The 12,927-nt window shown below is 45.7% G+C and carries 12 protein-coding genes; 8 read left to right on the top strand and 4 right to left on the bottom strand.

The genetic code is table 11. The annotated features are described in order from the left end of the window. Nucleotides 1–18: 18 nt before the first annotated feature. Together ubiT and M1D72_RS18740 are read left to right on the top strand one after the other, a co-directional pair. Nucleotides 19–546 carry a ubiquinone anaerobic biosynthesis accessory factor UbiT gene (gene ubiT / locus M1D72_RS18745; RefSeq protein WP_390193480.1) on the top strand — a complete coding sequence of 176 codons (528 nt, stop codon included), beginning with the start codon at nucleotides 19–21 and terminating at the stop codon, nucleotides 544–546. Continuing rightward, the gene (locus M1D72_RS18740) at nucleotides 530–1,033 is read left to right on the top strand and encodes a GNAT family N-acetyltransferase (protein WP_390193477.1); all 504 of its coding nucleotides are present in this window, start codon (nucleotides 530–532) and stop codon (nucleotides 1,031–1,033) included. The genes ubiT and M1D72_RS18740 overlap by 17 nt, the downstream gene beginning before the upstream one ends. Nucleotides 1,034–1,038: 5 nt before the next feature. Here M1D72_RS18740 and M1D72_RS18735 read toward each other — a convergent pair whose 3' ends face one another. After that, on the bottom strand, nucleotides 1,039–1,506 hold the full coding sequence (locus tag M1D72_RS18735) for a hypothetical protein (protein WP_456296163.1): 468 nt from the start codon (nucleotides 1,504–1,506) through the stop codon (nucleotides 1,039–1,041). A 70-nt stretch (nucleotides 1,507–1,576) separates the two neighbouring features. On the opposite strand from M1D72_RS18735, the gene M1D72_RS18730 reads away from it, so the two are divergent. Together M1D72_RS18730 and rimI are read left to right on the top strand one after the other, a co-directional pair. Beyond that, nucleotides 1,577–1,984 (top strand): DNA polymerase III subunit psi, encoded by a 408-nt coding sequence (locus M1D72_RS18730; RefSeq protein ID WP_456296162.1) that lies wholly within the window; start codon nucleotides 1,577–1,579, stop codon nucleotides 1,982–1,984. 17 nt (nucleotides 1,985–2,001) lie between these two features. Continuing rightward, nucleotides 2,002–2,457, top strand: a complete 456-nt coding sequence (rimI, locus tag M1D72_RS18725; protein WP_456296161.1) for a ribosomal protein S18-alanine N-acetyltransferase — start codon at nucleotides 2,002–2,004, stop codon at nucleotides 2,455–2,457. 3 nt (nucleotides 2,458–2,460) lie between these two features. On the opposite strand, the gene M1D72_RS18720 is transcribed toward rimI, so the two are convergent. Next, nucleotides 2,461–4,506, bottom strand: coding sequence for a putative bifunctional diguanylate cyclase/phosphodiesterase (locus tag M1D72_RS18720; protein ID WP_456296160.1), 2,046 nt, complete (start codon nucleotides 4,504–4,506; stop codon nucleotides 2,461–2,463). A 197-nt stretch (nucleotides 4,507–4,703) separates the two neighbouring features. Here M1D72_RS18720 and prfC point away from each other — a divergent pair, with 197 nt between their 5' ends. Next, entirely contained in the window at nucleotides 4,704–6,293 is a 1,590-nt protein-coding gene (gene prfC, locus M1D72_RS18715; protein ID WP_390193465.1) for a peptide chain release factor 3, read from the top strand. Nucleotides 6,294–6,364: 71 nt separating this feature from the next. Here prfC and srmB read toward each other — a convergent pair whose 3' ends face one another. Together srmB and M1D72_RS18705 are read right to left on the bottom strand one after the other, a co-directional pair. After that, nucleotides 6,365–7,597 (bottom strand): ATP-dependent RNA helicase SrmB, encoded by a 1,233-nt coding sequence (gene srmB / locus M1D72_RS18710; protein ID WP_390193463.1) that lies wholly within the window; start codon nucleotides 7,595–7,597, stop codon nucleotides 6,365–6,367. A 90-nt stretch (nucleotides 7,598–7,687) separates the two neighbouring features. Continuing rightward, nucleotides 7,688–8,335: a tRNA1(Val) (adenine(37)-N6)-methyltransferase gene (locus M1D72_RS18705; RefSeq protein WP_456297430.1), complete on the bottom strand. Its 648-nt coding sequence runs from the start codon at nucleotides 8,333–8,335 to the stop codon at nucleotides 7,688–7,690. Nucleotides 8,336–8,719: 384 nt separating this feature from the next. Here M1D72_RS18705 and brnQ point away from each other — a divergent pair, with 384 nt between their 5' ends. The 3 genes from brnQ to lysS all read left to right on the top strand — a co-directional run bounded on the left by brnQ (nucleotide 8,720) and on the right by lysS (nucleotide 12,875). Continuing rightward, a complete protein-coding gene (gene brnQ / locus M1D72_RS18700; protein WP_456296159.1) occupies nucleotides 8,720–10,033 on the top strand; it encodes a branched-chain amino acid transport system II carrier protein in 1,314 nt (437 codons plus the stop codon). A 186-nt stretch (nucleotides 10,034–10,219) separates the two neighbouring features. After that, nucleotides 10,220–11,318, top strand: a protein-coding gene (prfB, locus tag M1D72_RS18695; protein WP_390193459.1) for a peptide chain release factor 2 whose coding sequence is annotated in 2 segments (ribosomal slippage) — nucleotides 10,220–10,294 and nucleotides 10,296–11,318 — 1,098 coding nt in all. Because the reading frame shifts where the segments join, the coding sequence is not laid out codon by codon here. A gap of 33 nt (nucleotides 11,319–11,351) precedes the next feature. Beyond that, entirely contained in the window at nucleotides 11,352–12,875 is a 1,524-nt protein-coding gene (lysS, locus tag M1D72_RS18690) for a lysine--tRNA ligase (RefSeq protein WP_456296158.1), read from the top strand. The last annotated feature ends 52 nt before the right edge of the window (nucleotides 12,876–12,927 follow it).

The raw sequence follows: 12,927 nt of genomic DNA, 5'->3' as shown, positions 1-12,927 counted from the left end.
ACCTAACGGATAAGCCACGTGATAAACAAGATTCGTACCCAATTAGTTCAGAATGCCGCCACAATTTTGAGATCTCCAGTCCAAATGTTACCTATGTCATTACAGAAACGTGCACTATTAGAGGGCATGAACAAGGTATTTAGCGAAGCCTTGGAAGATGGAGATTTCGAATTTTTGCAAGGAAAATGGCTGAAAGTTGCAGTAAAGGATATGGATCTTGCTTGGTTTATTAGTTTTTGTGATGAAAAGCTAGTGGTGGCCAGCGAACCTCAAAAAGAAGATGTCTCGTTTAGCGGTAACTTGAATGATTTAGTGTTGATCGCTGGGCGCAAAGAAGACCCTGATACTCTTTTTTTCCAGCGCCGCTTACAAATTGAGGGCGATACGGAATTAGGATTGGAAGTGAAAAACTTGATGGACAGCGTTGATTTAGATCTATTGCCGAAACCATTACAAATATTGATGAATCAACTAGCGGAATTCGTTCACAAAGGAGTACAATCGCCGAAACCGATAAATGAGGTAGCGAATGCTTATTCGAACTGAAGCGCCCGCCGATATTTTAACTATCGACCGGCTACTCAAAGCGAGCTTTGAGACCACCGCAGAAGCCAATTTGGTCATGTCCCTGAGAGAAAATAGTCAACTGACACTTTCGTTAGTGGCGTGTTCCGACGAGGGTGAATTGATGGGGCACGTATTATTTTCACCGATTACTCTCGAGGGAGAAGATCTTGGATGGCAAGGACTTGCTCCCTTGTGTGTAGCCCCTCAATTCCGAGGTCAAGGCATTGGTCATCGTCTAGTGGAAGAGGGGTTAACCTCGTTGGCTGAGTTAGGCTATCCTGTGTGTGCTGTATTAGGTGATGTTCGCTATTATGCTCAGCACGGTTTTGAACCAGCACATGAATACGATATGCGCTGTGAATGGGATGTTCCCGAAGGCGCGTTCGCGATTAAAGCCCTGTACCCAGATGTGTTGAATGGTCATCATGGGGTGGTTCGCTACAGCCAAGAGTTTTCTAAATTATAATCGCTCTAAGGCTGCGTTGATTTTTTCGCTGGGGCGGGAGGAATTTTCTGGCCCCAGATTTCGAGCTTAGTCAGATTGTCACCCCCCAAATTTCCCGCCGTTTTTGCGTCCCAGTTAGCATAGGTCACTGTAAAGCGTGTTAAGTTACTCTGCCGTGTTCCGGGTAAGGAAAGCTCTCGAGTCGAAGCCCCTTTAGTTAATAAGTTGAATGTTTGGTAAGTCCGTGCTTCGCCAGTGGTCATTTTCAAATTTAAGGAACGTATATCGACTTCGCCTTGTACGCAGACTAATTTGATATGGCTAAAATCGCGGCGGCTGACAATCTTCTTTAAGCTGATATGGGATTTTTCGCTGCTTAAAGACAACGTCGCTGTATCTAATAAAACCCATTCCGGTTCCTTACTGTTCGCCCAACTTTGAGTCGAACTAGCGAGTAGGCAAACAGTGAGTAGCAACCAGTTAATATAATTCATTGTACCTCTGACTTTTTGGCAAAAAATTGTTAGGATGTCATCGTTGATCTAACGGAATATTAATAAGTTCATGTCACCACAATCATCCGCGTATTTACATGAGATGGGTATTGACCATTTTCAGCTACGACATCCTGAAAGATTAGCAGGTTACACACCTAGCGAACTTATTTTGCCAGAATCTTGTCAACTGCTTTTGGTTTCTGATCACCTTCCTGTTTCTCAAACCGCAACTTTGTTTGAGAACATTCTAAAGGCGATGAATTTGACCTTGGCGCAAGCAGCACATATCTATCCACATCAGTTGGCCTCTTTGGGGCGGCATCAATTAAATTGGTTATGGTTTGCTGGCTGTGAGCCGTTGTCGTCGCTCGAGAATACCCATGTATTAACGTCTGAGTCGCTGACCTTACTCGATGGCGATAATCAGCGTAAACGTGCGTTGTGGCAACAAATTCGTCAATACCAATCAAGTTAATGAAAAAGAAACATTGCATGTCGTTAGATATTCTCCCATTAGCACCTGAGCATCTTCCACGTATTTTAGAGATTGAGCCTCAGGCTCATTCCCACCCGTGGTCTGAGACGTTACTTTCTGATATCAATAGCCGCGGCGCATTTCACCATGTTCTTATTAAAGATCAGCGTGTGATCGGTTACTTCTACGCGCAAAATATCGTTGGTGAAGTGACCTTGCTGAACATCGCAATTGATCCATGCTTTCAAGGACAAGGTTATGGCTCTAAGTTGCTAGAAGCTTTTTTAGAGTTCTGCCAGCACAGAGAGGCGGAAAGTGTGTGGCTGGAAGTGCGTGAAAGTAATATCACAGCCTCCCGCTTGTATCAAAATTTAGGTTTCAACGAAGTTGATCGACGTCGTGATTACTATCCAACGATGAATGGTAAAGAAGATGCGATTATCATGAGTTACCTATTTTTTCCTTTTCACTAGGCATCACTTGCGGACGGCAGTTGTCAATTGCGCCGCACTATACTTTCCCTGTGCAAAGCGATGGTTAAGAGCCTCGGCGTCTAAGGCTTGATCGAATAAAAATCCTTGAAATTGCTGACATCCCAGCGCTTTCAGCGTATTGAGCTCGTCAAGCGTTTCAACACCTTCAGCGATAACATGCAGGTTGAGACGCTTTGCCATCAAAATGATCGAATCGACAATGGCCTGATCGCTCTGGTTTAAGTGCAGCTCTGTAACGAAAGAGCGGTCAATCTTAAGCAGATCAACAGACAAGTGTTTTAAGTAGCGTAAGGATGAATAGCCCGTCCCAAAATCATCGATTGAGATATTGATATTGAGCGCTTTAAGCTCACGCATTTTTTCTATCGCACTCTCAACATTTTCCAGCAACAAGTTTTCAGTAATTTCGAGCTCTATGTGCTCTCCGCTGATTCCGGCTTGTTGCAAACTATCACGAATGTGTTCGACGAAGCTGTCTTGAGCAAATTGCAGAGGACTAATATTGATCGCAAGACGCCGAAAAGATGCGGGTAATACACCTTGTTGTTTCCACTGAGCATATTGATAAAACGCTTGCTCAATGATCCACTGACCCAGTTTAAGGATTTGCCCTGTTTCCTCGGCGATAGGCATAAAATGCCCGGGATAAAGCAGCCCTTTTTGCGGATGATTCCAGCGTATCAGCGCTTCAACACCAATCAGTTGCAAATCGTCGTCAACTTGGGGCTGATAGTAAAGCACGAGCTGGTCCAAATAGAGTGCATCGTGAAGGCCTTTTTCTATTTGCTGTAATCGCTCAACCTGCGCATGCATTTCTGGTTCATAAAATAAGTAGTTGTTACGTTGGCTGACTTTTGCCCGATAGAGCGCAGTATCGGCTTGGCGCAGAATATCCAACGTGTCTTTGACATCAGCAGGAAAGACCGAAATCCCTAGACTCACCGTGCAGTAAAGCTGATGTTCATCAATGACAAAGGGGTTGGCCGTTAATGCCATCAACTGTTTGGCGATTTCTTCAGCCCGTTGTTTTGAAACACAAGGCAGCAATATAGCAAACTCATCGCCACCGATGCGTGCGGCGAGATGGTCGGGTTTAAGCCAAGCTTCTAAACGCGCCGACAGTGCTTTAAGTAACTGGTCACCAATGGAGTGACCGAGTGAATCATTGATGGTTTTAAAACGGTCTAAATCGAGATAAAACAAGGCGCCACTCGCGTTGGTCTGTTTGGTTTCCTGTAAAGTTTCATCCAAGCGTTGCATCAGCATACTTCGGTTCGCTAGTCCGGTCAGCGAGTCATAGTAGGCGAGACGGTTGAGTTTATTTTCCGCTATTTCACGTTCTTGCCAGATATGTAAAAACGTAGTGGCGAGATGAGTCAACTCATCTTTCCGCGCTTTGAGGGGGATTGCTGGGGCCTGCTTGGTGTTTTGGAGTGATTGTACCCAACCGACTAATACCAGAATGGGTTTGGATAATTTGTAATAGAAAAACACCAACAAAACGCAGGTTAGGACAACATTTCGCAACAGATCGAACAGTAGCAGTTCATAGGTTCTTTTTATGAACTGTTTGGACAAATGACTGCCATTGATAGTAAAGCTCAATGAGCCAATGATGGCTTTTGAATTTGGCTGGTGGAGATCAATAGAAAACTGCGCTGGTGATGGGGTGAGAAAGTTGGATAAGTACTCGGTAAAGGCAGAATGCGACTCCGGTTTGCGGGTTAATTGGGCGAGTACATCGCCAAAATCATCAATGATTTCCACGTGATTGATCGCTGGATCGCTCATTAGGGCGGTCGCCACTTGTTTGGCTAACGACGGATTTAAAAAGTACGCAGCTTGGCTTGCATTCGCGTAATGCTGATTAAGCTGGATTTGATAGTGGCTTTTTATTCGGTCTTGCTCTTGGTGTAAATCAACAATGATGACATAAACACTGAACATCAAACTTAGCACAACAGAAACGAGAAAAACCGTTTTGGCTTGACGAAACGCCAGCGATGAGGAGCGATTGATGTTTGACATTACGACCTAATTATTGACGGCTACTCCTTTAGTTATAGCCTAAAAATTCGAGCTTTTTATATTCTTTAAATACAAAGAAATCGGCCGGATACCCGATAGATTGTTGCCCAATACCTTAAGATCAGGGACAATACGGCGCAATTGAATCGAGCCATTGGCAGTGTCATGCCAATTGTAGAGCTGAAAAGAGCATTAGCATGTCAAATGAAACCTTTTTGAGCGAAGTGTCGAAGCGTCGTACCTTCGCAATTATTTCGCACCCCGATGCGGGTAAAACCACCATTACAGAAAAAGTTCTTTTATTCGGACACGCCATTCAAACGGCGGGTACGGTTAAAGGTCGCGGTTCTAGTCAACATGCAAAATCTGACTGGATGGAAATGGAAAAAGAGCGTGGTATCTCGGTAACGACCTCTGTGATGCAATTTCCCTATAACGATTGCCTAGTTAACCTACTGGATACTCCGGGGCACGAAGATTTCTCGGAAGATACATATCGGACTTTAACTGCGGTTGACTCGTGCTTAATGGTTATCGATGCCGCAAAAGGTGTCGAAGACCGAACTCGTAAGTTGATGGAAGTAACCCGTCTGCGTGATACGCCAATCATCACCTTTATGAACAAATTGGACCGCGATATTCGTGATCCAATGGAACTGCTTGATGAAGTTGAAAGCGAGCTCAACATTGCCTGTGCGCCGGTGTCGTGGCCTATTGGTTGTGGTAAAGAGTTTAAAGGGGTTTACCATATCCATCGTGACGAAACCATCCTCTACAGCTCTGGCCAAGGTCATACGATTCAAGATGTTCGTATTGTTAAAGGGTTAGATAATCCAGAGTTGGATCAGCACGTCGGCGCGGAACTGGCCGAGCAACTGCGTGAAGAGCTTGAATTGGTGCTGGGGGCGTCTCATGAGTTTGATCGTGAACTGTTCTTACAAGGTGAGCTAACGCCAGTCTTTTTTGGAACAGCATTGGGCAACTTTGGTGTTGACCATATGCTTGATGGCTTGACCGAGTGGGCGCCAGCGCCAATGCCACGTGAAGCAACTGAGCGCACTGTTGAAGCAACAGAAGAAGGCTTCTCTGGCTTTGTATTTAAAATCCAAGCTAACATGGATCCAAAACACCGTGACCGTATCGCTTTTATGCGAATTGTATCAGGTACTTACAAGCAAGGCATGAAAATGAATCATGTGCGTTTGGGCAAAATGGTGAATATTTCTGATGCCGTTACTTTTATGGCGGGTGACCGGTCTCGCGCAGAAAACGCATTTGCTGGTGATATCATTGGTTTGCATAACCATGGCACGATTCAGATCGGCGATACCTTCACACAAAGTGGTGCGCTGAAATTTTCCGGGATTCCGAACTTTGCGCCAGAGTTGTTCCGACGCATTCGTCTCCGTGACCCATTGAAACAAAAACAGCTGCTTAAAGGCTTAGTGCAACTTTCCGAAGAAGGGGCGGTGCAAGTCTTTAGACCATTACAAAATAATGATTTGATCGTTGGCGCTGTCGGTGTATTGCAGTTTGATGTTGTGGTTGCGCGTTTGAAGTCTGAATATAATGTTGAGGCTATTTACGAGAGCGTCAACGTGGCTACGGCGCGTTGGGTGGAATGCGATGATGAGAAAAAACTCGATGAGTTTCAGCGTAAGAACCAAACAAACCTCGCGTTGGATGGTGGTGATAACTTAAGCTACATTGCTCCGACCATGGTGAACCTCAATCTTGCTCAAGAGCGCTTCCCCGATATTAAATTCCGTGCGACTCGCGAACACTAATCAGTATTGAGTTATGGACCTAAAAAAGCCGCTTCATTTGAAGCGGCTTTTTGTTTGAGGCAACGTCTGTCTTACTTTTTCTTTGCGACTTTCTTTTTGGTTTTGGTCGCAGATTTTTTCTTATCGTCTTTTTTCTTTTTCTTCTTGAACACGGGTTTTTTGTGTTTCGGACGTAGGCCATCAACAAAGCGTTCTTTAATATCTTCTTTCACGTAGCGGGCAACGCGATCCATCATTGGCTGATCATGAGCTTCAACCAGAGAAACGGCATTGCCTTTTTTACCTGCACGAGCGGTGCGACCAATACGGTGCAGATAGACATCTGCTGTGCGTGGCATGTCGTAGTTGATCACATGGCTTACATCGGGGAGGTCGATACCGCGCGCCGCAACATCAGTTGCAAGCAGGACATTGACGGTGCCTTCACGAAAACGGCTAATCGCATTATTACGGCGATCTTGTGGCATTTCTCCTTGAATCCAAGCGCAAGGAATAGAAGCACTTTCCAACTCAGATCTTAGCTCTGCAAGACGTTCACGAGTTTTTAGAAATACAATTGAACGTTCTGCTTGCGTGGTCAAAATGGTCTTTAGCAGCGTTAGTTTGTGCTCTGCGTTATCCGCGCGGTGATACCACTGGGCGATTTTTTTACGTTCACGACGTGAAGGCTCCGCATCAATATCTGCTGGGTCTGTCAGTAGGCCAGCGCTAAATCCTTCAACCCCTTTGCCTTCCAATGTTGCGGAGAACAGTAGGGTTTGTTTACGCCAGCGGCACTCTGTAGACAGCTTATCAACCACCGGACCAAAGCCCATGTCGAGCATGCGATCGGCTTCATCAAGAATCAGCCATTCAATCGCACGACAGTCAAAACGCTCCGCTTGAATGTACTCCATGAGACGGCCTGGCGTTGCCACGACGATATCTTGAGTTTTGGCCAGAATATCTGCGTGTTCTTGATATTGCACACCACCAGTAATAGTAAAAATATTGAGTGACGTGTGCTTGGCCAATGCGCGCGCTTGATCGGCGACTTGCATCGCGAGTTCACGGGTCGGCGTTAGGATCAGCACGCGCGCTGGCCCAGGTTTACGGCGTGGAAAATCTTGCAAGTATTGCAGCGCAGGCAGGGCAAACGCAGCGGTTTTACCTGTCCCTGTTGGCGCAGACGCCAGAACATCTCGACCATCCAAAGCGGCTGGAATGGCTTGGGCTTGAATGTCAGTTGGGCGACTGAAACCCATGCTTTCAATCGCTTGAAGCAAGTTAGGGTCTAGATCAAGTTCGGCGAAAGTTTTGATCACGTTATTCTCTCCGTGCACCAATGGGCAAATTAGGGCTAAGTTTAGGACGCGGTATTATAAAGGCAACAGTGACCATGATCACAGGTAATTCTACATTTTTAGATAAAATTCTTTGGTTAATGCCGTAAATTCCTCGCTATATTGGCCATTATTGCGGATGACTATCCTTTGCTCATCAGTCATGACCGTTGCTCTTGCTAGCTCAAATAAACTGCGGTTGGCTGCTTTCGCTTGCGTCGGTTTGACCAAACACCGACGCTGTAACTGTAGCCCAAGAGACTGCGCTATTTTGATAAATTGCTCTCCCTCTGCAATCGGCAGGATAAAGCTCGCTTTGCCTTCAGGCTTGAGCCATTGCACACAGCGTTCCAGTAAACTTTGGTGGTTTAGGGTATGAGTATGGCGTGCTGTCGCGCGTTGTGTGGTTTGAGCATGTTCGCCACTATTAAAATAGGGTGGATTACAGATGATGACATCATATTGCTCATCGAGTGCCACCGTTTGAGCATCGGCGTGAATTAAAGAGAGACGCGCCGCCCATGGCGATTGTGAAAAGTTGTCGCTAGCCGCTTGGACAGCATAGGCATCGAGCTCTAACGCAGTAATCTTCGCTAAAGAATTACGCTGAGCGCACATCAAGGCCAGGAGTCCGGTCCCTGTCCCGATATCCAAAATATGATGTGCTTGTTCAACTTGGCACCAAGCGCCGAGCAGTACGCCATCAGTACTCACCGCCATGCCTGCCTGATGCTGAGCAATGGTGAATTGTTTGAAGTTAAAGTTCTTGTTTTTCAATACGCTATGCTCTTAGTTATGACTGATTATTGGGCTTAAACCAGTAATAGTTACTGGTTATATTTTAACGTTTAGATAATTATGCTGGCCATGATTTCTAATATTAGGAAAATTCTTAGTTATAAAATCTGACATTTCTTATTTATATGGTTTATAAAACCAAATATAAGTTGATAATCTGGATTTATATAACGTTTTGGTCGTGAAACTTGCGTATTGTGCGTCATTTCGTCATGATCCTGCTCCCAGATTTTGCCCTGGGATATTCTATTCGGTTGTTTTTCAAACTGACACAACATCAATAATTTCTACAAAAAAGGGTTAGCTGTGAAGCAGACTTTAAAAGTTACAGATATTACCGCAGTCGGCTTTATGCTGTTTGCGTTTTTTTTAGGGGCGGGCAACATCATCTTTCCGCCATTTGCAGGCCAACTTGCCGGTGAGAATTTATTGTCGGCGATGAGCGGATTCTTGCTGACGGCGGTGGGATTACCACTGGTTACAATTATCGCGATTGCACTCGCTGGCGGCAGTTGGGAGCACATGACACGTGATTTGCCGAAAAGCATCGCGACCATTATGGCAGCATTGATCTTCATTATTATTGGCCCCGCTTTTGCTGCGCCGCGTACTGGTTTGGTTGCGTTTGAAATGGCGGTTAATCCATTTATTACCTCGCCTTCGCCATCCGATCTAACTGTATTTTCAGTCATTTTCTTTGGCATCGCGATGCTGTTTGCTTGGTTCCAAGGCAGACTGATTGATATGATTGGTAAGATCTTAACCCCAGTGCTCTTTATCGCGTTGATCATTCTGGCAGTGAGTGTTTTTGTTAACCCTCAGGGGGAGATTCTGCAGGCGCAGAATGAGTACTTAACTCATCCGCTGCAAAAGGGCTTTCTTGAGGGCTACAACACCATGGATACCTTTGCATCATTGATGTTTGGGGTATTAATGGTTGATGCGCTACGCAGTAAAGGTATTACTGAGCGTCGAGCCACCACCAAATATTTAATCAGCGCTGCATTTATTGCGGCTGCGGGGTTAGCATTTGTTTATATTTCCTTATTTTACCTAGGCGCGACGAGCTCGGCAGTTGCATTGGGTGCAGACAACGGTGGCGCTATTTTGAGTCAATATGTGCAAGCGTTGTTTGGTAGCAATGGCCAGTGGGTTTTATCCTCCATTGTGTTGTTAGCTTGCTTGACCACCGCGATTGGTTTGATATCCGCTTGTTCTGATTTCTTTAGTACACACACGCCACTGCCGTACAAAGCTTGGGTGCTGGTTACCGGTGTTGCATGTGCGGTTGTTGCCAATGTAGGCCTGTCACAATTGATTACGCTGTCTGTGCCGGTATTGTTTGCTCTATATCCGGTTGCGATTGCGTTGGTTGCATTAACCTTTTTGCGTCGTCAATTCCGTAATCCACGCTTGGCGTACCGTTTCGTGTTGATTGTCTCACTGTTGTTTGCGCTAATCGATGCGGCGAAAGTTGCTGGTCTCAACATGGGCGCATTTAACTTCCTGCCTCTGTTTGATGTAGGGATGGGGTGGTTACTGCCCACATTTGCAGCGATTGTCGTGATGTTTTTTGTCGGTCAACCTCAAAACCAAGCACTTGCTCAAGACAACGCTTGATAAAGCTATCGGGTAACGTAGAAATCCCTTACGCGGTTTTAGCGTGAGGGATTTTTTTATCCCCCGCGATCGTCCTTATCACTAAAGCGGCGTCATGTCAGCGTTGTATGTAAAAATCCCTGTATCTTGTTCACATTTTTCAGTAGAATTCTGCGGTTAAATTCTACGCTAAAATGTCGAGCAAACATGTTTGAAATCAATCCTATTAAAAATCGTCTTCAGGATGTGTCAGAGCGCACTCAAGTCCTGAGGGGGTATCTTTGACTATGACGCTAAGAAAGAGCGTCTAGAAGAAGTTAACGCAGAACTTGAACAACCGGATGTATGGAACGAACCCGACCGAGCTCAAGCCTTAGGTAAAGAGCGATCTTCTCTAGAAGCGGTGGTTGAGACTATTGTTCAACTAGATCAAGGCGTCGAAGACGTTGAAGGTTTATTAGAGCTTGCGGTTGAAGAAGAAGACCAAGAAACATTCGATGAGATTGAACCGGAATTGGTCGAGCTTGAGGATAAACTCGCTCAGCTTGAATTCCGTCGTATGTTCTCAGGTGATCATGACGCCTCCGATTGCTATATTGACTTGCAAGCGGGCTCAGGTGGTACGGAAGCGCAAGATTGGACCAATATGATGTTGCGTATGTATCTGCGTTGGGCGGAAGCCAAAGGCTTTAAAGCGGAAGTGATTGAAGTCTCTGAAGGCGAAGTCGCAGGATTGAAATCTGCAACGGTACGAATCTCTGGTGAGTATGCGTACGGTTGGCTAAGAACCGAGACCGGTGTTCACCGCTTGGTACGTAAATCTCCGTTTGATTCAGGCGGCCGTCGCCATACTTCGTTTGCCTCTGCGTTTATCTACCCTGAGGTGGATGAAAACATTGCTATCGACGTTAATCCAGCCGATTTGCGAATCGATGTTTACCGAGCCTCTGGCGCGGGTGGTCAGCACGTTAATACCACGGAATCTGCGGTACGTATCACCCATATTCCGACCAACACCGTAGTGCAATGCCAGAATGATCGTTCACAGCACAAAAACAAAGACCAAGCAATGAAGCAGCTACGTGCAAAATTGTTTGAGCTGGAATTGCAAAAACAAAATGCGGAAAAGCAAGCCAACGAAGATGCCAAATCCGATATCGGTTGGGGCAGCCAGATTCGTTCTTATGTGCTTGATGACTCACGCATTAAAGATTTACGTACCGGCGTTGAAAACCGCAATACTCAGGCGGTTCTTGATGGCGATTTAGACAAATTTATCGAAGCTAGCCTAAAATCAGGCCTTTAAGCTTTCACCGACCACAGACAGGATAGATCGAATATGAGTGATGCTGTTCATAACGAAAACCTTCAAGAAGAAAACAAGCTGATCGCTGAGCGTCGTGCGAAACTCGATGAGATTCGCAAGGCGTGTAAAGCGAACGGTCACCCAAATGACTTTCGTCGCGATAGCCTAGCGGGCGACTTACAAGCTGAGTTCGGTGAAAAGACAAAAGAAGAGCTTGAAGCGTTGAATCACATTGTCGCAATCGCGGGCCGTGTGATGGCAAAACGTGGTCCATTCTTGGTGATTCAAGAAACGTCTGGACGTATTCAAGCCTATGCGGCAAAAGACGTTCAAAAAGATCTTAAAGCCAAATATCAAGGCTTGGACATCGGTGACATCATCGGTGTGAAAGGTGCGCTGCATAAGTCAGGTAAGGGCGATTTGTACGTGAATATGGAAGAGTACGAGTTGCTGACTAAAGCTCTTCGTCCACTTCCTGAAAAATTCCATGGTCTAACTGACCAAGAGATGCGTTATCGTCAGCGTTACGTTGACTTGATCGTCAACGAAGATTCGCGCCAAGCATTTATTATTCGTTCTAAATTGGTATCGGCTATTCGTAACTTTATGAGCTCAAAAGGTTACTTAGAAGTTGAAACGCCAATGATGCACGTTATCCCTGGCGGTGCGACAGCGCGTCCGTTTGTGACGCATCACAACGCTCTGGATATTGACATGTATTTGCGTGTTGCCCCTGAACTATACCTAAAACGTTTGGTGGTGGGCGGCTTTGATCGCGTCTTTGAAATCAACCGTAACTTCCGTAACGAAGGGTTATCGCCACGTCATAACCCAGAATTCACCATGATGGAATTCTACCAAGCCTACGCAGATTACAAAGATTTGATGGATCTGACCGAAGAGATGCTAAGCACGGTTGCCATGAACGTTCTGGGCTCGACCTCTATGCCTTATGGGGATGAAACCGTTGAGTTTGGTGGCACTTATGCGCGCATGAGTATGTTTGAAGCGATTAAACACTACAATCCAAACCACGAAGCGATTCAGAACCTTACCGAAGAGGATCTGCAAAACCGTGAATTGATGGTGTCTATCGCGAAATCCGTGCATGTTGATGTCGAGAGCTTCTGGACATGTGGCCAATTGCTTGAAGAGATCTTTGGTGAGACTGCTGAACCCAAATTGATTCAACCGACTTTCATTACGGGTTACCCTGCAGACATTTCACCTTTGGCACGTCGCAGTGATGACAATCCATTCTTTACGGATCGCTTTGAGTTCTTTATTGGCGGTCGTGAAGTTGCGAATGGTTTCTCTGAGCTTAATGACGCAGAAGACCAAGATGCACGTTTTAAAGCTCAGGTTGATGCGAAAGATGCTGGTGATGATGAAGCGATGTACTACGATGCCGATTACATCACCGCTCTTGAACATGGTTTACCACCGACGGCTGGTCAAGGTATTGGTATCGACCGCTTAGCGATGCTGTTCACTAATACGCACACAATTCGCGATGTCATTTTGTTCCCAGCGATGCGTCCTCAGGCGCAACCATAGAGAACATGCAGCGAAAAGATGTGAAAAAGCCACCTTCGGGTGGCTTTTTTTA

Source organism: Vibrio sp. AK197 (genome assembly GCF_053903115.1).
Note: the sequence above shows the minus strand (reverse complement) of the source record. Positions and strands in the feature narration are given on the sequence as shown.

What these genes read in the sequence shown, in the direction of transcription:
- M1D72_RS18740 (WP_390193477.1), top strand. Translation starts at nt 530, where the DNA reads ATGCTTATTCGAACTGAAGCGCCCGCCGATATTTTAACTATCGACCGG.
- M1D72_RS18735 (WP_456296163.1), bottom strand. Translation starts at nt 1,506, where the DNA reads ATGAATTATATTAACTGGTTGCTACTCACTGTTTGCCTACTCGCTAGT.
- M1D72_RS18730 (WP_456296162.1), top strand. Translation starts at nt 1,577, where the DNA reads ATGTCACCACAATCATCCGCGTATTTACATGAGATGGGTATTGACCAT.
- rimI (WP_456296161.1), top strand. Translation starts at nt 2,002, where the DNA reads ATGTCGTTAGATATTCTCCCATTAGCACCTGAGCATCTTCCACGTATT.
- M1D72_RS18720 (WP_456296160.1), bottom strand. Translation starts at nt 4,506, where the DNA reads ATGTCAAACATCAATCGCTCCTCATCGCTGGCGTTTCGTCAAGCCAAA.
- prfC (WP_390193465.1), top strand. Translation starts at nt 4,704, where the DNA reads ATGTCAAATGAAACCTTTTTGAGCGAAGTGTCGAAGCGTCGTACCTTC.
- M1D72_RS18705 (WP_456297430.1), bottom strand. Translation starts at nt 8,335, where the DNA reads ATGGCGGTGAGTACTGATGGCGTACTGCTCGGCGCTTGGTGCCAAGTT.
- lysS (WP_456296158.1), top strand. Translation starts at nt 11,352, where the DNA reads ATGAGTGATGCTGTTCATAACGAAAACCTTCAAGAAGAAAACAAGCTG.